The sequence below is a fragment of the Prosthecobacter sp. genome (genome assembly GCF_044236155.1).
Lineage (GTDB): Bacteria > Verrucomicrobiota > Verrucomicrobiia > Verrucomicrobiales > Verrucomicrobiaceae > Prosthecobacter.
In genome coordinates this window covers 28,725-53,496 of sequence record NZ_JBIIHA010000005.1, presented here as the reverse complement: position 1 = coordinate 53,496, position 24,772 = coordinate 28,725, and the positions used below count along the sequence as shown (strand labels likewise).

Annotated in this window: 12 protein-coding genes; 6 read left to right on the top strand and 6 right to left on the bottom strand. The window is 62.3% G+C overall.

Annotated elements, in window-relative coordinates:
- Positions 1–6: 6 nt before the first annotated feature.
- Genes ACILSE_RS06185 through ACILSE_RS06175 form a run of 3 tightly spaced genes read right to left on the bottom strand, consistent with a single transcriptional unit; the run spans position 7 to position 2,553 of the window.
- Positions 7–750, bottom strand: coding sequence for a platelet-activating factor acetylhydrolase IB subunit (locus tag ACILSE_RS06185; RefSeq protein ID WP_395716496.1), 744 nt, complete (start codon positions 748–750; stop codon positions 7–9).
- A gap of 56 nt (positions 751–806) precedes the next feature.
- Entirely contained in the window at positions 807–1,874 is a 1,068-nt protein-coding gene (locus ACILSE_RS06180; protein ID WP_395716495.1) for a D-alanyl-D-alanine carboxypeptidase family protein, read from the bottom strand.
- Between the two features lies 1 nt (position 1,875).
- Positions 1,876–2,553 (bottom strand): type I 3-dehydroquinate dehydratase, encoded by a 678-nt coding sequence (locus tag ACILSE_RS06175; protein ID WP_395716494.1) that lies wholly within the window; start codon positions 2,551–2,553, stop codon positions 1,876–1,878.
- Positions 2,554–2,646: 93 nt separating this feature from the next.
- Here ACILSE_RS06175 and ACILSE_RS06170 point away from each other — a divergent pair, with 93 nt between their 5' ends.
- On the top strand, positions 2,647–4,041 hold the full coding sequence (locus ACILSE_RS06170; protein WP_395716493.1) for a sugar transferase: 1,395 nt from the start codon (positions 2,647–2,649) through the stop codon (positions 4,039–4,041).
- Between the two features lie 50 nt (positions 4,042–4,091).
- Positions 4,092–4,442: a VOC family protein gene (locus ACILSE_RS06165; protein WP_395716492.1), complete on the top strand. Its 351-nt coding sequence runs from the start codon at positions 4,092–4,094 to the stop codon at positions 4,440–4,442.
- Here the strand turns inward: ACILSE_RS06165 and fabV are convergent, their stop codons facing one another.
- Together fabV and ACILSE_RS06155 are read right to left on the bottom strand one after the other, a co-directional pair.
- On the bottom strand, positions 4,443–5,636 hold the full coding sequence (gene fabV / locus ACILSE_RS06160; protein ID WP_395716491.1) for an enoyl-ACP reductase FabV: 1,194 nt from the start codon (positions 5,634–5,636) through the stop codon (positions 4,443–4,445). It abuts the gene before it with no gap.
- Between the two features lie 81 nt (positions 5,637–5,717).
- Entirely contained in the window at positions 5,718–6,785 is a 1,068-nt protein-coding gene (locus tag ACILSE_RS06155; protein ID WP_395716490.1) for a nucleoid-associated protein, read from the bottom strand.
- A gap of 92 nt (positions 6,786–6,877) precedes the next feature.
- Here ACILSE_RS06155 and ACILSE_RS06150 point away from each other — a divergent pair, with 92 nt between their 5' ends.
- The 4 genes from ACILSE_RS06150 (at position 6,878) to ACILSE_RS06135 (ending at position 23,557) form a co-directional block, all read left to right on the top strand.
- Positions 6,878–7,948, top strand: coding sequence for an SAM-dependent methyltransferase (locus ACILSE_RS06150; RefSeq protein ID WP_395716489.1), 1,071 nt, complete (start codon positions 6,878–6,880; stop codon positions 7,946–7,948).
- Positions 7,949–7,999: 51 nt separating this feature from the next.
- Positions 8,000–8,803 (top strand): methylated-DNA--[protein]-cysteine S-methyltransferase, encoded by an 804-nt coding sequence (locus tag ACILSE_RS06145; protein ID WP_395716488.1) that lies wholly within the window; start codon positions 8,000–8,002, stop codon positions 8,801–8,803.
- Positions 8,804–8,989: 186 nt separating this feature from the next.
- Positions 8,990–9,727 carry a PEP-CTERM sorting domain-containing protein gene (locus tag ACILSE_RS06140; protein WP_395716487.1) on the top strand — a complete coding sequence of 246 codons (738 nt, stop codon included), beginning with the start codon at positions 8,990–8,992 and terminating at the stop codon, positions 9,725–9,727.
- A gap of 9 nt (positions 9,728–9,736) precedes the next feature.
- A complete protein-coding gene (locus ACILSE_RS06135; protein ID WP_395716486.1) occupies positions 9,737–23,557 on the top strand; it encodes a GEVED domain-containing protein in 13,821 nt (4,606 codons plus the stop codon).
- 64 nt (positions 23,558–23,621) lie between these two features.
- Here the strand turns inward: ACILSE_RS06135 and ACILSE_RS06130 are convergent, their stop codons facing one another.
- Positions 23,622–24,689, bottom strand: a complete 1,068-nt coding sequence (locus tag ACILSE_RS06130) for an SPFH domain-containing protein (RefSeq protein ID WP_395716485.1) — start codon at positions 24,687–24,689, stop codon at positions 23,622–23,624.
- Positions 24,690–24,772 lie beyond the last annotated feature (83 nt).

Genomic DNA, 24,772 nt, shown 5'->3' with positions numbered 1-24,772 from the left:
CCTTGGTTACTTCATGAGTTCCTTGACCTTGCCTTCGATGGCGTTGGCCCACATCTCGTAGCCTTTGGCGTTGAGGTGAAGCAGGTCGGGCATGATTTCCTTTGGCAGCGTGCCGTCGGGCTGGAGGAAGGTGTTGCCGATGTCCATGTAGTGGACGCGTTTGCCGTCGGCGAAGCCGGAGATGAGGTTGTTCGTGGCGACGTTCTGCTGGCGCATCTTGTCATCCTTCGTGGCGCCACGCGGGAAGATGCCGAGCAGCAGCACCTTGGTCTCCGGCAGCTTTTTGCCGAGGATGTCGAGGATCATCTTCACGCCTTCGGCGGTTTGTTCCGCCGTGCTGATGTAAATCGCTCCACCGTGCTCCTTGGCGGGCCGGTTCTGGTGGCCGGTGTTGTTCGTGCCGATCATGAGGACGACCAGCTTCGGCTTGAGGCCGTCAAAGTTGCCGTTTTGCAGGCGCCAGATCACGTGCTCGGTGCGATCGCCGCCAATGCCGAAGTTCGCGGCCTTGAGCGGCGCCCAAGTTTTGGCCCACACATCCTTGCCATTGCCTTCCCACCCTTGGGTGATCGAGTCGCCGAGGAAAACCAACTGCGCCTCGCCCTTCTTGGAAGTTTCGTTGAAGGACTCGTGACGCTTCACCCAGCCGCCCTCACGCGGCTGCGGGCTGATGGCGAGATTTTTGGCGGTTTCAGCAAGGCTGGCCGCGGCGAGGCACAGCGTGGCAAGGGTGAGTGCGAATGATTTCATGGTCGGGGACGGCGATGATGCCGGGGAGCCATGAAACTGGCAAGCGTGATGTTGCCTCAGGCCTTCAGGGCCCAGTCGAGCAGCGCCTGAGCGTCACGCCAGACGCCTTCGCTGGTGTCATTCAGCACGACGACGATGCGGCGGCGGCCGTTACGCTCGCCGGTGGCGACGAGGCAATAGCCAGCGGCCTCGGTGAAGCCGGTTTTCATGCCGTCGCAGTAGCTGGCCGTGCGCAGCACGCGGTTGGTGTTGGAGAGGTCGATGGACTTGCCGTCCGGCCTTGTGAACTTGTAGCTTTGCAGCTTCACGATCTTGCGGAGCTCCGGCTGCTTGTCCGCGGCCTTCGCGATGAAGGCGAGATCGCGGGCGGTGCTAAAAGGATCCTCATCGGTAGTCGAGGGCAGGCCATGCGGATTGACAAAGAAGGTGTTTTGCAGGCCAAGCGCTTTCGCGCGCTCGTTCATCTTCGCGGCGAAGGCGGCCACGCTGCCGGCATTGTCCCGTGCGAGCGCCTGCGCGATGTCGTTCGAGCTTTTCACCATCATCGCGGTGAGAAGCTGGCGGCGAGTGTAGGTTTCCCCCACCTTCAAACCGATGCGCACGGGCGCGCACTGCGTGTCGCTCAACTCCACGGTGACAATCTTGTCCAGATCTCCGTTCTCGACGACAAGCAGGGCGGTCATGATCTTCGTGGTGCTGGCGATGGCGCCTTTGACGTCAGGGTTCTTTTCAAACAAGACGTCATCCGTCTCCGGGTCGATGATGATGCAGCGACCGGCGCTGATCTGCGGGATCGCGCCGCGGAGGTTTTTGATCTCGATCTCGCGGCGGACTTTCCTGAGTTTCTCGGCCTCTTCCGCCAGTTCGGTTTCGAGCCGCTTTTTCAGTTCCTGCACGGCGCTCTCACGCGCGACGAGCTGGGCCTTGTCCTGCTCGATGCGCTGGCGTTCGGCGACGACTTCCCGCTGAATTTTTGAGGCGGCGGCCATTTTGGCCTCGGCCTCCTCCTCGCGCCATTGCAGCTCCTTCTCCCGTTTTTCGTCGATGCATCCGGTCAGGGTCGCGGCGCAAACCACCGAAAGCAGAAATGGGAAACAAAGTTTTGAAAAGAGGCGCGTGATCATCTCAAAGTTCGGAAAGCAGTTCTTTCAAACGGGCCGCAGGCCACTGGCCGGGAGCATTCGAGCTGCCAATGAAGCCGTAATTCAACAAACTGCCACTTTTTGCCAGCACGAGACGCGAAACACGCCCCCACGGCCCCATGCCCATCACGGACAGCCGCAGACGATGAGTGCCACCGGCCAGTTTCATCAGCCGGATGAGATCCTCCTGGCTGTTGAGGTAGGTGGCGATCTTCACCGCGTCGAGGCCGGCCTGCTGGCCGAAATTCACCGCGCCCAGCAGCACATCGTCAGCCGGTGTGGCCTGGAAATCATGAAACGAGCCGATCACCGGCACCCCGGCGGCACGCGCCTTTTGGATCGTGCCCTGCATCGGCATGGCGCTGCGCAATTCAAGGTCGATGAGGGCCGCGAGATCAAGCAGCGGCTCGATCATCGCCCCCCTGGCCGCAGGATCCTCGGGGGCCTGCCCGCCCTCCGCCGGATGGCGGGCGGTCAGGAGCAGCGGCAGCGTGTTTCCGGCCAGTTTCGAGCGCAAATCAGCCGCCGGGAGCTTCAACAAATCGAGCCGGATTTCCGCCACGTCACAAAGTGCGGCCCTTGCCGGGGCATCGAGGGCGCAAAAGTGATCCAAGGCTGCCACATCGGAAATGACCCCCACCGCCAGCGGGCGGGAGGACATGAGCAAATTTTTCGAGGAAACGAGTTGAGCCATTGGCTAGGTGGACTATAATTTTAACAATTCTGAATAAATTTTAGTTATTTCCTCGCCATTATGCTGGGCCGGAAGCAAGAAATCAATTTGCAGCTCACCGAACTGCTCGACAGCGCGCTTTTGGCGTTCTGCCTGTGGTTTGGGCATTTTCTGCGTTCACGCCTGGTGCCGGTGTTCGTCCCGGACGTGGCCGAGATTCCGCCGCTGGAAAAATTTTACTGGGTGATCGCCGTCGTCGCGCCTTTCACGCCGATCGTTCTGGAGGCGCGGGGCTTTTACTCGAACCTCGTCAACAAGACACCGGGACGCTCCATCCGCCAGCTTTTGGAGGCGCTGGTCATCATTGGCATGTTCGTGGCCTTCTGCATGGTTTTCTTCAAATGGTCGGTGGAGAGCCGCGCGGTGGTCATTTTCTCTGTGGCGCTGGGCGCGCTCTCGCTCCTGCTGCGGGAGGCCTGGCAGCGTGAAATGCTGCGCAAGCAGATGGTCTCAGGCAAAGGACGCGAACGCGTGATCATCGCCGGCGGCCAGGAGGACATCGAAACCTTTCTAGCCAACATGACCGTGGAGCAGCGCGCCGAAGTCGAAGTGGTAGACCGTATCGACATCATGCAGCGGCCTGTGTCCGACCTAGTGGCGGCGTTGCATGAGCACTCCATCAGCCGTGTGCTCTTTGCCGCGCAGCATGTGCATTTCAGCAAGATCGAGGAAGCCGTGCAGGCCTGCGAGACCGAAGGCGTCGAGGCCTGGATCGCCGCGGATTTCTTCCAGACCGCGATCGCGCGTCCCACCTTCGACGTGCTGGGCGGCCGGCTGATGCTCGTGTTTCACTCCACGCCGCAGGCTTCGTGGGAATTGCTGTTCAAAGGCATTGTCGATCGCGTTGGAGCGCTCATCCTGCTGCTGCTCTCGCTGCCGCTCTGGCTGGTGGCCATCATCGGCATCCGCCTCGGCTCACGCGGACCGATTTTCTTCAAGCAGGAGCGCGCCGGGCATTACGGACGTCCGTTTGTGATGTGGAAGTTCCGCACCATGCACACCGATGCGGAGGCCAGACGAGCCGAGCTGGAGGCTCACAACGAGATGAACGGCCCCGTTTTCAAAATCACCAACGATCCGCGCATCTTCGCCTTCGGCCGCTGGCTGCGCCGCACCAGCATCGACGAGCTGCCGCAGCTCATCAACGTGCTGCGCGGCGAGATGAGCCTCGTCGGCCCGCGTCCCCTGCCCGTTTATGAAATCCAGCGCATCGAAAAGCATGCGCAGCGCCGCCGATTGAGCGTGAAGCCCGGCCTCACCTGCCTGTGGCAGGTCACCGGTCGCAACGGCATCAAGAACTTCGAGGAATGGGTCGCGCTCGACCTCAAATACATCGACAACTGGTCGCTGCTCCTCGATTTGAAAATCCTCGTTCAGACCCTGCCCGCTGTCCTTCGCGGCAGCGGGGCAAGTTGAACCGAGGATTCGCTGTCGTCCTCGTCTGAACTGTGGCACAGACGAGGCACATGAAAGTAGAACGACTCAAATACGTCATCTGGGCCGCGGACATGAACCGCGCCGTGAATTTCTACGCGCAGGTCTTTGGCGGCACGATTCTCAAGCAGAACGACATCATCAGCGAGGTATCCATCTGCGACGGCATCATCGGCATCCACGGCGGCGGCGAAGGCAATCGCACCTGGACCGGCCTGAGCTTCCAGGTGCCCGATGTGATCGAAGGCGCGCGCGAAATCGTAGCAGCTGGCGGTCAGCTCACGCGTGAACCGCAGCCCGAAAACGGCGAGCCGCCGCATCTTGCGATGTGCGTGGACACCGAGGGCAACGAAATCATGCTCACGCGCAAACGCGCGCATTGATCACGCCAACGACGGCACGCCGATGCTGACATCGACATCCGCGTTGTAATCGACTCCGGCGAGACCGAAGCCGAACAGGCGCAGGAAACTGGTCTGATAGCCTTCGAAATCGCCAAGCTGCGGGAAATTTTCCGTGTTCACTTCCTTCCAGCGCGCATCGACGAGCTGCTGCACCTTGGGCGCCATCTCCCAGTCATCGACGCGGATGCGTCCAGCCTCATCCGGCTGCGGATTGCCGTTGTAGAGGCGCTCACGGAACAAACGGTCCATCTGTTCGATGCAGTCTTCGTGCGTCCCTTCCGCCTTCATCACCTTGTAGAGCAGCGAAATGTAAAGCGGCACCACAGGAATCGCCGAGCTGGCCTGCGTGACAAGGGCCTTGTTTACCGAGACCCAGGCTTTGCCACCGATCGCAGCGAGTTTGCCATCTAGCACACGCTGCACACGTTCGAGGTCTTCCTTGGCACGGCCAATGGTGCCGTTCTTGTAGATCGGCCAGGTCACTTCAGGCCCGATGTAGCTGTAAGCGACGGTTTGCACACCGTTCGCCAGCACTCCTGCGCCTTGCAGCGCGTCGATCCACATCTCCCAGTCCTCGCCGCCCATCACGGCGACTGTCTGCGCGATCTCGTCGTCATTCGCAGGCTCGATGGTCACTTCATTGACCACGCCGGTGCCGGTGTTGAGGTTCTTGTTCGTGTAGGACGCGCCGCCGGTCGGCTTGAGAACGGATTTGAACACCTCGCCCGTCTTCGGATGCGTGCGGCGGGGTGAAGCGAGGCTGTAAATGACGCAATCGACCTGCCCCAGATCTTTTTTGATCGCCTCGATGATCTCCGCCTTCATTGCGTCGGAGAATGCGTCACCGTTGAACGAACGCGCATACAAGCCGGCGGCCTTGGCCTCCTTTTCAAACGCGGCAGAATTGTACCAGCCGGCGGTGCCGCAGCGATCGGCCTCGCCGGGCTTCTCAAAGAACACCCCGATGGTCGCGGCACCGCAGCCAAACGCCGCCGCGATGCGGGAGGAGAGGCCGTAACCGGTGGAGGAGCCGACAACGAGCACCTTCTTCGGCCCGTTGGCGATGGGACCGCGGCTTTTCACGACGGCGATCTGGTCAGCGACATGCTTCGCACAGCCGACGGGATGCGCGGTGGTGCAGATGAATCCACGGATTTTGGGGGCGACGATCATAGTTGGAGTTTTCAGCGTTAGCAGCCGGGGGAGTGCTGGCAACTGGTTTTCCCCGGGCCGCATCTCCACCGTGATGGCGGCTCAGCTCGCGTTGATGTCCTTGTTGTAATACACCTTCACAAATTTCATGCCCTTCTTGTCGTCGTAGCCGCGCTCGAGTTGTGGATCAGCATCGGAAACGCCGGGCTTGATGTGGATTTCGACCCCCGTGTCGAGTTTGAGGACGGCGGCGATGCGTTTTTTGGCCTTGGTGAGGTCTTTCTTGGAGATTTCGAATGAGGTTTCCAGCGGCTGCCCCTGCTCCTCCTCGATGCGGGCACGGTGTTCGTTGAACTGCGCGATGGTTTCGGGCGATTTGAGCACTTCCTGCTCGAATTCCTGGAGTTCGAACTTTTCGCGCTCCTCGAAGTAATCGAGCGCGTCTTTGGCGGCGTTGGCGGTCTCCCAGGGCGGTGTGTCGTCATCGGCGGCCTTTTGTTCCTCCAAGAAGGAGACGGCCATCTTCGCGTAGGCGTTGGTGAGGAAGGCGGCGTCGGGCACGGCCTCGACGCCGAGGAATTCGCGCACCCAGAAGCGGGAGTCACTGCCGCTGCGGTCGAAGGTGAGGACGTAGTAGCCTTTTTCAGCCCAGTGATCGAGGATGAGGCAGCCTTTGTCGATCTTGTCGGGATTGATGCCGTGCTCGGTGCTGAGCTGGAGATCGCCGTTGCGTGGGGTGATGGTGAGGAAGGGCACCACGCTGTCGCTTTTCAGGATGCAGAGGCCGTTCACGAGTTCGCCCTCAATGTGGACTTCCCTGAGCATGGCGATGCAAAGGTCGCCAGCTTTGATATTCGGGTGATTCGACTTGGCATAGAGCCGCTGGGCGATTTCGACGCCCTTGGCGAGCAGATTGTCTTCATCGGCAAAAATGGCCTTGGCGCAGTTGTTCACCTCATGCTGCTTCAGCGAGGTGTGGTGCGTGAAACGGTGGGCGATGCAGGCTTTGAAGGGCTTAATGAAGAGCGCTGTGAGGTTTTCCTGGTCCTCCTCGGCGACTTTGAAGACTTCGCGGGAGGTTTGCAGCGGCTCTTCGCGCTGAGGATTGCCGACCTTGGCGAGGACGACGTTGGTGACGGTGGCGGTGTTGAGGCGGAGCTTGACGGACATGCGGGGCGCGGAGGGTAACGAGCCACGCGAAGTCGCAAGCGCATTTCACACCTGCTTGCGCACAGGCCGGGACCAGACGAGTGCGTGAGCACATGAGTGACAACGCCCAACCGACACCCCAGCCCTGGGTGGTGCGCATCCCGGAGATTTTTGCCGGGATCGCGCCGGAAATTCTGCGGCGTTTTGGCGCGGAGACGGGCACGCGACTGGGAATGGACTTTTATTTGATCAAGACCACGACGCCGCAGCTCATCCAGCACTCTGACGCGGCGAAGTTCGCGCGGTGGAACCTCCCGATGGACCACACCTGGCCGTGCAATCCGCAAAAGATGGACGGTTTCATCGAAAAGGCGGCGCAGACGCTGCTGAAAAAGTTTGGCGAGCGAAAACCGCAGGGGATTTTCATCGGAACGCTAAACCCGGCATCGCCCGACAAGTATTACAAGGGTCTCGCCTCGAACCTGCGCGGACGTGTGCTGCAATTGTTCCCGAAGCTGCCTGCGAACACGGTGGAAGAACAGGACGCGACGGCGGAGACGTTATTCTGCCTCGTGGGCAAGGAGGGATTGTTCTGCGGCATGCAGAGTCCGCGTGCGAGCAACGGATTGTATCCCGGTGGCAGCAAGTTTATTGACCAGGACTCGCCGGACACGATCAGCCGTGCGGGCGCGAAGATCGCGGAGGCGCTGCATTACCTGCTGCTGCACCGCTCGCCGATGCCCGAGGGCGCTCATTGGCTCGAACTCGGCGCGTGTCCCGGTGGCATGACCTCCGAACTGCTCGCACGCAAGCAGCGTGTGACGGCGATTGATCGTGCGCCGCTCGACAAACGCCTCGATGGCCGTCCCGGATTGAAATTTGTGCTCGCTGATGTGGCTGTTTTTCAACCCAAGGCCGGAACAACCTACGACGCGCTGCTTTGCGACATGAACGGCCCGCCAGAGGAATCCATCGAGCAAGTGACCCGCCTCTCGCGCTTTTCGAAGAAGGGCGGCCTCATCGTCTTCACGCTCAAAGTGCCGCGGATCGAAAACGTGGAGGAGCCGTGCTCGCTGTTCCGTTTCATCGTTGGCATCGCCGCGGCCGCAGGTCTGCGCCTGTTTGCGCAAACGCACCTGACCTACAACCGGCATGAGTTTACGCTGTTTTTCGAGGCGGTGTGATCACCGCAAGAACCGGGTGGATGCAAGGCTTCCGCACGACACATTCAGCACATGAATGATTATGAACGTGTGGCGGAGGTGATCCGCTATCTGGACGCGCATCAACTGGAGCAGCCGGGCCTGGATGAACTGGCGGCGGTGGCGGGTTTGAGCGCGGCTCATTTTCATCGCTTGTTTTCTCGATGGGCGGGAGTGACGCCGAAGGACTTTCTGCAATGCCTGACGGCGGAGCATGCGCGGGAACGACTGCGAAGAGGTGAGAGCGTGCTGGACGCGGCATTGAACACGGGTTTGTCGTCGCCTGGGCGTTTGCATGACCTGTGCGTGACGCTGGAGGCCGCGACTCCGGGGGAGATCAAAGCGGGTGGTGCGGGCTGGACGATTGACGCGGGCATTTCGGAGACGCCGTTCGGACGGTGCTGTGTCGGGAACGGGCCACGCGGCGTCTGCCATCTGGCGTTTGTCGAAAACGAGGGGCTCAGTGAACTTCAGCGCGCCTGGCCGTTTGCGAAGCTGAAACGAAATGACGGCATGGCGCGGGCAATCACCGCCCAGATGTTTCAAAACGGCGCAAACGTGAATTTGAAGGCGCTGGTTCGGGGGACGCCGTTCCAACTGCGGGTCTGGCGTGCTCTGATGAAGGTGCCGCAGGGTGCAGTGGTGAGTTACGGCCATCTCGCGGCGGCGATTGGCCGTCCGGGAGCAGCGCGGGCGGTGGGAACCGCCGTGGGGAGCAATCCGCTGGCTTTTTTAATCCCGTGCCATCGGGTGATCCGGGAAACGGGCGTGATGGGGCAGTATCGCTGGGGCTGGGAACGAAAACGGGCGATGCTGGGCTGGGAAGACCGAAAGTGAGCCGAGAAGGGTGGAAAACTCGGGGTAGCCGATATTTTGGAGATGAATACTATTTCTCAAAAGCGGCTTGTTTCTGCGCTTGTTTGTTATTATAATTATAATAAGCATGATTTATGAGACGTGAGAGCTACTCACGCGCTCAGCTTGCGAGTTCGCGCCTGACTGAGACCCCCAAACACGCTCCCCATGAAATCGCTCTCCATTTTCACTGCATTCCGCGCCGGATTTCTGGCGCTGGTCTGGATGTGCGGCTCCGCCAGCGCCAGCACCGTCTTCTGGTACAGCGCGTTCAATGACCTGCTCTATGACAGCAACGGCCAGCCTCTGGACGGTACCTATTCCTTCGAGATCGGCACCTTCGGCAGTTTTCTCCCGACATATCAGAATGTCGATCTCTGGGAGGCTAATTGGAAGGTCTTTGACCGCACGTTTGACCCCACCCCGCTGGATCCCAATGACGGCGACCCGGAGGGCTGGAACGTGCTGGACCAATTTTTCACCGCCACGGTGGTGCATGACACGCTGGGCCACTCCGACTCCCTGGATGCAAATCCTGCGGACGTGTTCGCGCTGGATGAAAAAGTTTATCTGTGGGCCTACAACTCCAAGGTCATCGTGCCGACCAGCGAGTGGGCGCTGGTGTCGGACTCTGACTTCCTCAGCAACTCCAGCAGCCCATGGCTGATCCCGGACCCGAGCGACACGCTTGGCTCGTATGACTGGCAGCTCGCGGATGCGGACGCGGCGATCATCGGCGGCGTGAACGGGATTCAGAGTGACGGCGGCTTCGGTGTGATCCCGCCTTCGTTCAGCCTTCAGACGGCCGTGGTGCCGGAACCCGGCTCCGTCTTTCTCCTTCTCGCGGCCGCCGCCGCGCATGTGATCCGCCGCGCCCGTCATCTGAGCCGCACAAGCATGCCTTGAAAGCACCCCATGAGGGAACGCCCATCACGAACTGACAAAATAGCGTGCCGCCTGCCAGCGGCACGCTTCGTCGTTTCGATGTGCGGCGCTCTGGTTGTCCTGCTGATGACGGGAAAATCGCAGGCGCAAACCGCGGACTTTGGGGACTACAATGCTTTTGGCTCGGCCAGCAGCACGGTGGTGACCACACTGAAAATCGGCGCGACTACGGACAAAGAGTCCACGGCGACGACGAACGCGACAGCAACCGGTGATGACACGACCGGCACGGACGACGAGGATGGTGTGACCATTGCGACATCCGTGGCGCAGGGCACCGCCTCCTCAATGACAGTGAATGTGACGAACACCACGGGATCCACGGCTTATCTGAATGTCTGGATCGACTTCAACCGCAACGGTGTGCTCACGGATGCTGGCGAGCAGGTGGCGGTAAACACCACCATCGCAACCGGCACTTCCAACTCGAATCGAACGGTCAATTTCACCGTACCTGCCACGGCCAGCTTGGGGACGGCGGGCGTGCGCGTGCGTCTGACCTCCACGAGCACCCCGGGGGCCACCACGGTCAGCGGCAATGGCGAGGTGGAGGACACGGTCGTCACGATCATACCGAACACCGATTTTGGCGATTACCCTTCCTTTGCCTCCGCCTCGCAGATCTTCAGCTCGGACATCAGGGTTGGCACCAACGCCACCGACAGCGAGGCGACCAATCCGACGACCGGCTTGGCGACGGCGGACGACACCTCCGGCACCGATGATGAAGACCTGACGATGCCGACTTTTGCGATTGGCAGAGCAACCAATCTGGTCATTCCGGTGACCATTCCTGTGCTGGCAAATATATCCGGCAGCACCTCGCGCATCAATGTGTTCGCGGACTGGAATGGCGATGGCGATGTGGCCGACACGAATGAAACGCTGACAGCACAAACAGTGGCGACCGCAGGCACGAGCAACGTGACCTTTTCTCTCACCCCGCCCGCCGGCACCGTGTCCGGCACGAAATATCTGCGCATCCGTATCACGGAAGGCGCCACGGCGCCGACTTTCAGCGGCACTGCCGCGCTCAAGGGCGAGGTGGAGGACTACGCGGTCACCGTGAATGCGATCACGGATTTTGGGGACTATCCCAGCTTTGCCTCCGCCTCGCAGATTGCCGGCGTGGACCTCAAGATCGGCACCAACGCCACGGATGTGGAAGACATCAACCCGACCACCGGCAGCGCAACGGCGGACGACACCACCGGCACCGACGACGAAGATCTGGTCATGCCGACTTTCACCGTCGGCATGGCGAACAACCTCGTCATTCCTGTGACCATCCCGGTCCTGGCCAATCTTTCCGGCAGCACCTCGCGCCTCAATGTGTTCGTGGACTGGAATGGCGATGGTGACGTGGCCGACACGAATGAAACGCTCACCGCGCAGACGGTGGCGGCCGCAGGCACGAGCAATGTCACCTTTTCTCTCACACCGCCTGTCAATACGACCGCAGGCACGAAGTATCTGCGCCTCCGGCTCACCGAGGGCAGCACTGCACCTGCTTTCAGCGGCACTGCCGCGTTGGAGGGCGAGGTGGAGGATTATGCGATCACGGTCCAAACCGTCAGCGACTTCGGGGACTACAGCAGCTTCGGCAGTGTCTCGAATGTGGCGAATAGCCGCCTGCGCCTCGGTGCGCTGGTGGACGTGGAGAGCGCGGCAGTAACGAACGACACTGCCACCGGGGACGACACCAACGGCAGCGATGACGAAGACGGCGCGGTGGTCCCTGCCACGGTGTTTCTTGGGCAGAGCGCCACCATCAGCGTCACACGCACCAACACCATCGGGGTGACCGGCTACCTCAACGGCTGGCTGGATTTCAACCGCAACGGCGGGCTGACCGAAGCGAACGAAAAAGTCATCAACAACGTCAGCGTGGCCAATGGCACGAGCAATTCAGCCGTCAATTACACCTTCACAGTGCCTGCTGATGCCGGCCTGGGGCTGGCGGGTTTGCGTCTGCGGCTGGCGCGCACCAGCGGCCTAGGGCCGACCGGGACCGAAAACAGCAACGGGGAGGTCGAGGATTACCGGGTGACCATCGCCTGCCCGACGATCACCCTGAGTCCAACGAGCTTGGCCAATGGCACCGTGGGCACGGCCTACAGCCAGACGGTGACCGCCAGCGGTGTGGCCACTACCTGGACCTACAGCAGAAGCAGCGGCACGCTGCCAGGCGGTCTCACGCTCAACAGCAGCACCGGCGTGCTCAGCGGTACGCCTACCAGCGCGGGCAGCTTCAATTTCACCATTGCGGCCACGGGGGCCAATGGTTGCTCCGCTTCACAAGCCTACACGGTGGTCGTCAGCAATCCCCCCACTGACTTCGGGGATTACTCTGGCTTTACCGATGCCAGCAGCATCGTGGTCTCGACGTTAAAAATCGGTGCCACCACCGATGACGAAACGACCGCCGCAACCAATCCCTTCGCCACCGGCGACGACACCAGCGGCAGTGATGATGAAGATGGCGTCACCCTGCCACCGTCACTGCACCAAGGAACGGCCAGTTCGATGACGGTCAACGTGACCAACACCAGCGGCTCCACGGCTTTTCTGAATGTCTGGATCGACTTTAACCGGAATGGCGTGCTCACGGACGCTGGCGAGCAGGTGGCAGTGAATACGACCATCTCAAACGGCACGTCGAACTCGAACCGGACCATCAACTTCACCGTGCCTGCTGGCGCTTTCCAGGGCAACACCGCCGCGCGAGTGCGCCTGACGAGCACGAGCAGCCCTGGTGCCACGGGCGCGTCCGGCAATGGGGAAGTGGAAGATCACCTGGTGCGCACCTGCCCTCTCATGGTGGTCTGCCCGGCGGTCAGCATCCTTCCCGTCGGCACGGTCGGCTCCGCCTACAGCCTGCCGATTTCGGCCCTGGGTGGTTCAGGCGGATTTGTGTTTGCCGTCAGCTCAGGCAGCGCTCCCGCTGGCCTCACCCTGAATGCCAGCACCGGCCTGCTCAGTGGCACGCCGACCACCGTTCAGACCAGAACTTTTGCCGTCACGGCCACTGATTCCTCCGGCTGCACGATCAGTCGTAACTACACGATGTCCATTGTGGGCGCGGGAAGCACCGTCCAGGTTTACGGTGAGGCTGGCACAAACAATGTACCCATCACCGCTGCCTCCTATGTGGTGAATGGTGCCACTAGGATACAGTCCAGCGATCAGTCCGGCAGTAGCGTTGCCGTGAACACAAACTCGGCCATCAACCTTTCCACCCTCACATTGAATGACAACGGAGAGAGCAAGACGCTGAACGTGGTCAATCTCAATGGGGGATCGGTGAGCAACGTGACGGTTTCTGCCTCCAATGGCTCTTTTGGGGTTCTGCTTAATGGTACGGCCACCAGCATCGCCAGCAGTGGACTGACGGCCTTCCAGAACTCTGCCGCACAGATTTCCACGAACAACAATCTGAATCACTACATCTTTGATGATCGTGGCGAGGGCGAGCCGGACGGTACGGGTGAATATGACATCCGCTTCAACTACGCCTTTACCGCGGAGGACTATGTCGTCTGCCAGGAGCGTTTTGGGAACTCCCACATCCAGCTCCAGGCGCTGGATGCCACGGGGAACATCATCCCCGGCTCCCGAACGGTGCAGGTGCGCGGCACGCATGACTGGAACACGGGCTACGCTTCCGCTTCCTACATCAGTGACCAGCCCTACTTCCTCACGGTCATCCGTCATGGCATCTTTGGCACTCCATCACCGATCTTTGGCTTCCGCCTCAGCGTAGCGGGCGCTGACTGTAAATTCTTCGGCATGAGTGACAATCCCTTCACGGACAATCCCACCAACGCAGGGGTCGTCGGAGACAAAGTCTGGAATGACGTGAACAAAAACGGCATCCAGGACAGTGGTGAAAGCGGCGTCAACGGCGTGACCGTGCGGCTGCTCAACGCCGCGACTTCGGACACGGTCGCCACGACCACGACGGACGGCTCCGGCATTTACAACTTCACGGCCGTGGCCCCTGGGGACTACCGGGTCGAGTTCGTCGCCCCGTTCAACCACGCGTTTACCAGCAAGGATCTAGGGGGAGATGATCGCCTCGATAGTGACGCTGACACCAGCACGGGCCGGTCGGATATTTTCACCATGCTGCCGTGTGATTCCATCAGCTACATCGACGCGGGTGTTTTGGTGCTTCCCACGACGGATTTTGGCGACTATTCCGCCTTTGGCAGCGCCAGCAGCACGGTGCTCAGCTCCCTGAGGATCGGCACTCTCAGTGATGCCGAAGGTGGTCCCGCAACAAACGCTGCCGCCACCGGAGATGACCTCGATGGAACGGACGACGAGGAGGGTGTCTCCGTTCCAGCAGGCATCGAGCAGGGCGCTCCCGGCAGCATCACCGCGATCGTTAACAACAACAGCGGCAGTCTCGCCTACCTGAACGCGTGGATCGACTTCAACCGCAACGGCGTTCTCACCGACGCGGGCGAGCAGATCGCCGCCGACATCAACCTCCCCACCGGCACCACGAACGTCAGCCGCGTGATCAATTTCACCTCTCCGGCGGCCGCCAGCCTCGGCGCGGCCGGCGTGCGCGTGCGTCTGACCAGTGTCGCCGCTCCCGGAACTGATGGACTCGACGGCAACGGTGAGGTCGAAGATTACCTCGTCACCATCGGCCCGCCCACGACCGATTTCGGCGACGAGCTCGACTTTGCGAACGCCAGCAGCACCGCCAGCACCAGTCTGCGCCTCGGTTCCTCGGTGGACACCGAAGGCTCGCCCACCAAGACGGCCAACGCCGACGGTGACGACGTCACCACCAGCGATGACGAGGACGCCGTGGCCTTCCCGTCGCTCACCGCCGGCCAGCCGGTGACGCTGCCCGTGAATGTGACCAACACCACGGCCTCTCCCGGTTATTTGAACGCGTGGATCGATTTCAACAACAATGGCGTCCTTACAGACGCGGGCGAACAGATCGTCACGAACATCCTCGTCCCCGCGGGCACCATCGCCGGCACGCAGACGCTCAACTTCAACGTGCCCAGCAACGCGGTGACCGCCTCCACGAGCCTGGGCACGCGTTTCCGCCTCACCGACGTACAGGATCCCGGCCCCGTCGGATTCATCGGCATCGGCGAGGTGGAGGACCATCCCGTCATCATCCTCGCGCCGCTGACCGACTTCGGCGACTTCAGCGGCGCGCCTGAGGTTTCCAACACCGCCAGCACCAACTTGCGCCTCGGTTCCCTGGTGGACACCGAATACGCGTCCACCCGCAACACCTCCGCCACTGGTGACGACACCAGCGGTGTGGACGATGAGGACGGCGTCACCCTGCCAGCCATGACGGCGGGCGCACCGGCCACCATTACTGCCGTGGTAACCAACAACACCGGCGCAAGCGCTTACCTGAACGTGTGGATCGACTTCAACAACAACGGTGTCTTCACCGATCTGGGCGAGCAAGTTTCCTCCAACGTGCTGGTGGCCACGGCCACCAACAATGTCGCGCGCAACATCGGCCTGACCGTTCCCGCCACCGCTGTGACCGGAACGAACCTGGGCTTGCGCGTCCGCCTCTCCAGCGACCTCTCACCAGGCTCGTCGGGCGCGGGCGGTGTTGGCGAGGTGGAAGATTATGTCGTCACCATCGCGCCGCCGACGACCGACTTCGGCGACTTCAACGGCTTCGGCAGCGCCAGCAGCATTGTTGACAGCAGGATCAAGCTAGGCGCGCTGACTGACACTGAATTTGCGCAGACCGCCAATGCCACGGCGACAGGTGACGACATCACCGCGAGTGATGACGAGGATGCGGTAACCCTGCCGAGCCTCACCGCGGGCGGACCGGCCACGATCCCCGTCCTGGTCACGAATACGAGCGGTGCGGTTGCCTACCTCGATGCCTGGATCGACTTCAATAACAATGGCGTGCTCACCGATGTCGGCGAGCAGGTCGCTGTCGATGTCCCCATCGCCACCGGCACCAGCAACGCCACGCAAAATCTTGCCATCACCGTTCCCGCCACTGCTCTGACGGGCGTGAACGTTGGCGTGCGCTTCCGCCTCACGAGCGCGATAAGCGCCACATCCACCGGCGCAAGCGGCAACGGTGAGGTGGAGGACTATGTTGTCATAATCCTCGCTCCGACGACGGATTTCGGCGACTTCAGCGGCTTCGCCGACGCCTCTCAGGGTGCGAACCCCGCCCTACGCATGGGAGCACTGCTTGATACCGAGTTTGTCTCCACCCGCAACGCCACCGCCACCGGTGACGACACCACGGGCAGCGATGACGAGGACGGCGTCACGCTGCCATCCATGATCGCTGGCCAGACCGTGAACATCCCCGTCACGATCACTAACAACACCGGCGCTAATGGCTTCCTGAACGCCTGGTTCGACTTCAACAACAACAACGTGCTCACTGATTCCGGCGAGCAGATAGCCACGAACATCATCATCCCCAGCAGCACAACCGACGGCGTCACGAACCTGACCGTCACCGTGCCTGCGAACGCCGTCACCGGCACCAATGTCGGCCTGCGTTTCCGCCTTTCCGCGCCCAGCGGCCTCGGTGCCACCGGCACGAACTCGCTCGCCGGTGAGATTGAGGATTATGTGGTCAACATCGCCGCGCCGACGACGGATTTCGGCGACCATGCGCTACTCTCCGCCGCCAGCAGCACGATGAGCGCGAACCTGCTGCTCGGAACCGCTGTGGACGCCGAGTTCGCCGCCACCACCAACGCCGCGGCCACGGGTGATGACATCACCGGCGGCGATGACGAGGACGGCGTCACCATGCCAGCCTCGCTTGACCCCAGCACCACCATCTCCCTGCCTGTGACCGTGCAGAACAGGACCGGGGCCAATGCCTGGATGCATGCGTGGATTGATTTCAACAACGACGGCGTGCTCAACGACACGCTCGTGAGCAGCGGCGGCGAACGTCTTGAGGCGGCGCGCCTCATCCCCGGCCTGAACACCGGCACCATCCTCCGCGAATACTGGACGGGCATCGCCGGCGCCAGCGTCTCCAATCTCACCAGCAGTGCCGCCTATCCCAACAGCCCCACCAGCTTCGACTACCGCGCCAACTTCACCGCGCCGGTCGATTGGGCGGACAACATGGGCCAGCGCATGCGCGGCTGGGTTTATCCACCTGTGAGCGGCCAGTACACCTTCTGGATCTCGGGCGATGATGAAACGCAGCTCTTCCTCAGCACGGATGAAACGCCCGCCAACGCCACGATGATCGCCAACGTGCCGACTTGGACGGGATCACTTCAATGGAACACGTTCACGAGCCAGAAGTCCGTCAAGATCACGCTGGAGGCCGGAAAGCCTTACTACATCGAGGCTTTGATGAAGGAAGGCGCCGGTGGAGACAATCTCGCGGCGGCGTGGGAGCTTCCCGGCACCAGCACCGGCCCGGTGGTCATCGCGGGACAGTATCTCGCGCCGTGGGTCAGCGGCGGCCAGGTCTTCAAGCCCTCCCACCAGATCAATCTCACAGTGCCGCTGAACGTGAGCGCCGGCCCGAATCGCGCCGTGCGTTTCCGACTGACCAATTCATCGACCTCCGGCCCCACGGGTGCCTCCGGCACCGGCGAAGTCGAGGACTACGCTGTTCTGATCAACTCGCCGAGCAATGACTTCAGCGACTGGAGCCGGGCCGTAACCGCGTCCAACGGCTTGGACAACAATCTCTTCATGGGGGCTTCGGTGGACGCCGAATATGTCGTCACTGCCAACACCTCCGCCACCGGCGACGACCTCAACGGCACCGATGACGAGGACGGCGTGACGCTTCCTTCGCTCATCGCGGGCGGCACGTTCAACACACCGGTCACGGTGACCAATCTCACGGGATCACCGGCCTACCTCAACGCGTGGATCGACTTCAACAACAACGGCTTCTTCACCGACGCGGGCGAGCAGGTCGTCACGAATCTCACGGTGGTCAATGGCAGCAGCAGCCTCTCGATCTCGCCTCCTGTCGCCGTGCCGGCCAGCGCCGTCACCGGCACGAGCGTGGGTGTCCGCTTCCGTCTGACCTCCTCCGCTTCTCCGGGAGCCACCGGCACCGGGGGCGGCATCGGCGAGGTGGAGGATTATGTCGTCACCATCGCGGCGCCGACCACGGATCTCGGTGACTTCTCCAGATTCGCGACCGCCAGCAGCACCGCGAGCAACTCCCTGCGCATCGGCACATTGGTGGACGCCGAATACGTCCTCAGCAACAATCTCACGGCCACGGCCGACGACACCAACGGCAGCGATGACGAGGACGGAGTCACCGTTCCCTCGATGATGGCAGGCGCTCCTGCCACGCTGCCCGTCACCGTCACCAACAGCACGGGAGCCAGCGGCTTCCTCAACGTGTGGATCGACTTCAACAACAACGGCGTGCTCACCGACGCGGGCGAGCAGGTTGCCTCCAATGTGGTCATCGCCACCGGAACGGCGAACGGCGTGCGCAATCTCAGCTTCACCGTACCGCCGACGGCGCTGACCGTCACCTCTCTCGGCATGCGCGTCCGTCTGACCTCGGTTTCCTCGCCTGCGGCCACCGGCGCCGCTGGAACGGGAGAAGTGGAGGACTACGTCGTCACCATCTCAGCGCCGCCGTTGGATTACGGCGACTGGAGCGGACTCGCGGACGCATCGTCCACGGTCGTCAGCGGCCTGAGCCTCGGCGCGCTCACGGACACGGAATTTGCGTCCACGCGGAACACCGCCGCTTCCGGTGATGACAACACGGAGCTGGACGACGAGGACGGCGTCACCCTGCCCTCGATGATCGCGGGCGCGCCCGCCACCATTCCCGTCGTCGTCACCAACACCACCGGCGCCCCCGCCTACCTCAACGCGTGGTTCGATTTCAATAACAACGGCTCCGTCGCCGACGCGGGCGAGCAGATCGCCACCAACACGCTCGTCGCCAACGGCACGACCAATGCCACGGTCAATCTCAACCTCACCATCCCCGCCAGCACGGTCACCGGTGCGAGCCTCGGCCTGCGCTTCCGCCTCACCAGCGTGATCTCTCCCGGCGTGACTGGAAACTCCGGCAACGGCGAGGTGGAGGACTACACCGCAAACGTCGCCGTGCCTGTCACCGATTTCGGCGACTGGAGCGGCGCGGCGAATGCTTCGAACATCGCCAGCTCCGACCTTCGCATGGGCGCGCTGGCGGACACCGAGTTCGTCTCCACCCTCAATTCCGCCGCCACAGCAGATGACATCACCGGCAGCGACGACGAGGACGGCGTCACCCTGCCCACGCTGACACCGGGCACCACCGGCGGCGCCACCGGCAGCGCCACCGTGGTCGTGACCAACAACACCGGCTCCCCCGCTTATCTCAACGCGTGGATCGACTTCAACAACAACGGCACTTTCGCCGATGCCGGCGAGCAAATCGCCACCAACATCACCGTCGCGACCGGCAGCAACGGCGTGAACCAGAATCTCTCCTTCAGCGTGCCGGTGAACTCCGTTCCTGGCACCCGCGGCGCGCGTTTCCGTCTCACCAGCGCGCAAAATCCGACCCCCACCGGCTCCGGCGGCATGGGCGAGGTCGAAGACCACATGGCGCTCGTCAGTTGCCTGCCGTTCAGCGTCAATCCCGCGACGCTTCCCGCCGCCACTGTCGGCACGGCTTACTCGCAGACACTCACCAACACCGCAATTCATGCCCCGGTGGTTTACCAGTTGAGCGGCGGCTCCCTTCCTGCAGGCCTGTCCTTCGACAGCGCCACTGCGATCATCAGCGGCACCCCCTCGAGCCCTTCCCCCGCCAACTTCACCATCACCGCCACGGATGCGAACGGGTGCACCAGCTCGCGGGAATACACCATGACCCCCGTTTGCGCCGCCATCAGCATCACTCCGGCTTCGTTGAATCAGGGTGCCGTCGGCTCGTTCTATTCCCAGACATTCACCGCCGCGGGCGGACTCACTCCTCATGGATCATGGGCGGTCGCCAGCGGCTCGCTCCCGGCCGGTTTGAATCTGAATCCAGCGACCGGTGTGTTGTCTGGAACCCCCAGCGGCGCAGGCCTCGCCTCGTTTACCATTCGTGTGAACGACGCCAGTGTGGTGACCTCCGTGACAACACCATCAAGTCCGGTGGTCGCGCCCGTTTACAATCAGTCATACGCTGACGCCGTCACCGGAACCAACTCCTTCCAGAGCGGCGGTTTGTGGCGCTGGCGCGTCACGCCGGGTGCGGATGTGCATGCCAACGACGTTTACGAGCGCCCCACCGCGCAGTCCTATGAGCAGTATCCCGAAGGTTATGCCACGAAGGATGTCGAGTACTACGGCAATCTCGATATCACCGAAGGTCTGAGCGCCATGGACGGCAAATACGCCTACTTCGGCATCCGTCTTTATTCCCGCAACAAAGTGACCGCCGACGGCACCCAGACCGCCGAGGGTCTGAACTACCAGTATGGCGTCCGTCTCGCCACGGCGGCAGATAGCCGTGGTGGCCTGCTGGTCATCACTGACCAGCCGGAGGCAAAAAATGGCACCAACTGGGGTGGCAACAGCTTGTTTGTTTACCGTGACACCAACAACGACCTCAACATCAACGGCAACGGTTACGAGAGCGTCATCGCCTCTGATGGCAAGATCGGTGGAGCTGGAGCAGTCATCGCCTTCAGCCGCGTCAGCCCCTCCAACAACAAGATGGTGGAAATCGCCATCGACTACGCCGCGCTCGGCTTCACCCGGGCTCAGATGGAGGCGCTTGGTCGCGTCGTCTTTGAGGCCAACAAAGGCACCAAGGATCCCGGCAACTACCTTTGGAACAAAGAATACACCGGATCGCAGGCAGGTTCCCCGAATGGCGGCTCGGGCGGTTTGTCTGAATTCGGCACCTCGGGCCTCGGCAATGTGTATGAACTAGATACGCTGAACGGAGCCTCATTGGTGATGCCTTCATCACAAGGCTGCACGGGCACACGCGCCTACACTGTCCGAATCTGCCCGGTGGTCACCCTCACTCCTGCCAGCCTGCCAAACACCACGGTGGGCACGGCCTACACTCAAACCGTGAGCGCCTCGGGAGGAGCCACCCCTTACGCTTATGCGGTCAGTAGCGGCAGTCTCCCGTCAGGTCTCACACTCAACCCGGGCACCGGCGTCATCAGCGGCACTCCGACCGCCGCCGCCACCTCCAATTTCACCATCCGCGCCACAGACGCGAACGGCTGCTCGGGCACTCGCGCCTACACCATCGTCTCCGGCTGCCCTGTGCTCGGCATCAGCCCTCTTTCGCTGCCCGCCGCCTACTTTGGCGGCTCCTACACGCAGGCGCTCACCGCCTCGAACGGCACCGCACCCTACACCTATGTCATCCAAACCGGCGCGCTGCCCACCGGCCTCTTCCTCGCCACCAACGGCGTCATCTCCGGCGTGCCCTCCGTCACCGGCCTCTTCACCTTCACGGTTCGTGTCGCCGACACCTACGGCTGCTCCACCTCCTTCGACTACACGCTCAATGTCCGCTCGCTCTCCCTCGGCAACCTCGTCTTCGAGGATTCCAACAGCAACGGCTCGAAGGATGCTGCGGAGCCCGGCGTCGGCGGTGCTCTCGTCCAGCTCTTTGCCACCGGCGATGACAACGCCATCGGCGGCACCGGCTCGGCGGCCGACACCCAGACGGGTTCTGACATCGTGACGACCAGCACCGGCGCCTATCTCTTCACCAAGGTCCCGCCCGGCAGGTACTATGTCAAAGTCACCCCGCCCGCCGACTACACCGGCACCGGAGGCACGCCGGCGACCACGGACAACGACATCGACAACAACAACGACGGCTCGCAGCCCGGTGGCGAGGGCACGCCGCTCTTCAGCCCCGTGATCATGCTCGCAGGTGCCGCCGAATCCATCACCGATGGCGACACCGACGCCGACACGAACCTCACCCTCGACTTCGGCCTCTGGTCCAGCGTCGCCGTCGGCAACTTCATCTTCCTCGACATCAACGGCGACGGCGTCCGCAACGAAGGCGAGAGCCTCGGCAACATCTTCGTCGAACTTTATGCCCAGGGTGCCACACCCGGCGTGGACGCGCCCGTCAGCGTCGGTTCCTCCGGCTGCAGTTGCAAAGGCCGCTACTACATCGAGGGCCTGAATCCCGGAAATTACTTCCTCCATATCCCCGCCTCGCAATTCGCCACCGGCATGCCGCTGGAAGGATTGCAGCCCATGTCCGCCGTCGTCGCGGGCGACGATGATGCCGGTCAGGACCTCATCTACAACAACGACCCTGCCACCAACGGCGCCAGCACTGCTGTCTTCACCCTGCGTCCGGGTCAATGCCCCGCCGGCGCGGCTGAATCCGGCGGCGAAGGCACCATCGACGACGCCATCGACGCCCGCGTCGATCTTACCCGCGACCTCGGCGTCGTCGCGCCCGCGGGCACCGGCTTCGCCGCCTCCGAGCGCATACGCCGTCACATCATCACCGGCGGCTTCACCGCTACCGTCCTTCCCGGTGCCACGACCTTCGCCACCTGGAGTCCGGACAGCTCCATCGGCGGCCCCGCCGACGATCCTGATGAGGACGGCCTCCCGAACCTGCTCGAATACGCCCTCGGCACCAACCCCGTCAGTCCGCTCGAATCCGCGCGCTTCACCCTCGGCCAGGACACCGCCGGCGGCCTCATCGCCCTGCTCACCCTGCCAGTTACCACGCACGACGACATCCTCCTCAGGCTCGAAACCCTCACCGACCTCACCCGCGCCGCCGATGCCGCCGCATGGAAGCCGCTCTCCATGGCCCACACCACCCGATTCAACGGCGACGGCACGCTCACCCGCCAGTATGCGAACTTGGAGAAACTGCTCGTCTTCAAAGGTCTCAACACCGGCTTCCTCCGCGTCAAAGTCGAGCTCGATGCCAATCGCGACGGTGTTCCCGAGGCCGCCGTCACCTCCTCCATCCACGCCTGGAGCCGCCAGGCCTTCGCCACCGGCGCGCGCACCTTCAGCATGCCGCTGCTGCGCCCCTCAGTCTTCACCGGTCGCGTCAACACCGTCAGCGGCCGTGAGGTCGTGCTGCCTTACATGATCACGCTGCCGGCCGGCTCGCACTACCTGGAGGCCGTCAGCGGCCCGCTCGCCGGCCAGCGCTTCGAGATCGACGCCGCCGCCAGCTCCGGAAACACCGTCGCCCTGCAAGACACCGCTCCCTCAGCCCTTGCCGATGCCCGTGTCGTCATCCGTCCGCATCACACGCTCGCCGATCTTCTGCCACCGAACGTCTTCAGCGCCGAAGACCGCGTCCTCTTCTTCGACACCGCCGCGAACAACTTCACCACCCTCGTCCACGGCGGCGACGCCTGGCTGCACGACGTGCTAAGCATGAACGCGCGTCCCTTCGCCGCGCACGAGGCCGCGCTCGTCCAGGTTCGCGGCCCTGGTGCGTCCCTCCTCTTCACCGGCGAGGTTCGCGCGCACGGCTTCACCGCACCGCTCGTCCCCGGCACGCAACTCATCGCCTCCGGCTGGCCCGCATCCATCCCCGCCCCCGTCACCGGCCTGCGCTCCGGCCCCGCGCCCGACACCGCCGACCGCCTCCGCCTCTGGAATGGCGACACCACCACCGGCGCCAGCGACTACACCAGCTACTACCTCGACAATAGCACCGGAACACCGCTCTGGCAGCTTCAGGAGACTGCGAATTCGTCATTCGCCATTCCTCATTCGTCATTCCTTCCCTTCCACGGCCTCTTCCTCATCCGCGAAACGCCGCTGCTTCTCAATCAGCAGGCACCTTGGTAACTGAGACAGAAAAAAATGGCGGAAGGAATAACCTCCCGCCATCTCAGTTTAATCATGCCGGCGATTACTTCGCCAAAAACTCGTCCAAGGCGGCCTTGGTGATGCGGTATTGAGTGCCGATCTTCTTGGCCTTGATGTCTCCGGCTTCGATGGTGGCGATGACATCCGCCTCGGTGACGCCCAAGGTCTGCGCGACCTGCGCGGGAGTCAGAATGTCGGCGGCGGGAGCCGCAGCCCCTGGCAGCGGAGGCGGAGTGGCCGCGCCAGCAGCAGGGCTCATGTTGAAGGCACCCTGCGCCATCATCTGCTGCGCCATGCCAAAGCCCATCGCGATCTCCGCGGCTGATCCGGCGGGTCCGCCGCCGCCTTTGGCCATGCCTTCGGCCATCTGGAACTTCACATAGTCGTTCAGATTGCCGATGGCGCTCATGCTGCTGCGCTTGTCGATGGCCTGCTCGACCTCCGGCGGCACGCTGGCGTTTTCGAGGATGAAGCTGGCGATCTCGATGCCGTACTTGCCGGTGGTGATGGGATTGATGATCGGCAGCAGCGCCTCGCCCAGCTCGGAGTAACGCGTGGCAAGATCGAGCACGGGCACCTTCGCCGTGGCGAGCGCGTCGGTGAAGACGCTGACGATGCGGCTGCGCATCGTGTCGGCAAACTCATCGAGACGGAAATGATGATCCGACCCGGCGACTTCCTTCAAGAAGAGCTTCGGCTCGACGATCTTGAAGTCGAAGGTGCCGAAGGCGCGCACGCGCACGATGCCGAAGTCCTGGTCGCGCATCATGATGGGGTTGCTGGTGCCCCACTTGTTGCCGGTGAAGAGGCGCGTGGTGACGTAATACACGTCCGCCTTGAAGGGGGACTCAAAGCCGTATTTCCAACCCTTCAGCGTGGAGAGGACCGGGATGTTGTCCGTGCTCAGCGTGTGCTTGCCGGGCCCGAAGGTGTCGCCGAACTGGCCGAGATAAACGAACTGGGCGATCTGTGACTCGCGCACAATGAGCTGCGCGCCGCGCTTGATTTCCTTGTCCTCGTCCGGAAAGCGCCAGGAGAGCGTGTCGCGCGAGTCGTCCGTCCACTGGATGATTTCCAGGAACTGTCCTTTGAGGTAATCCATGAGGCCCATAGTCGTGTGCGGTGAGTGGTTTGTGTTTTCTGAAGCGCGCCGACTTTAGGGACGCCGGCGTTATTTGGCGAGTCCAATTCTCG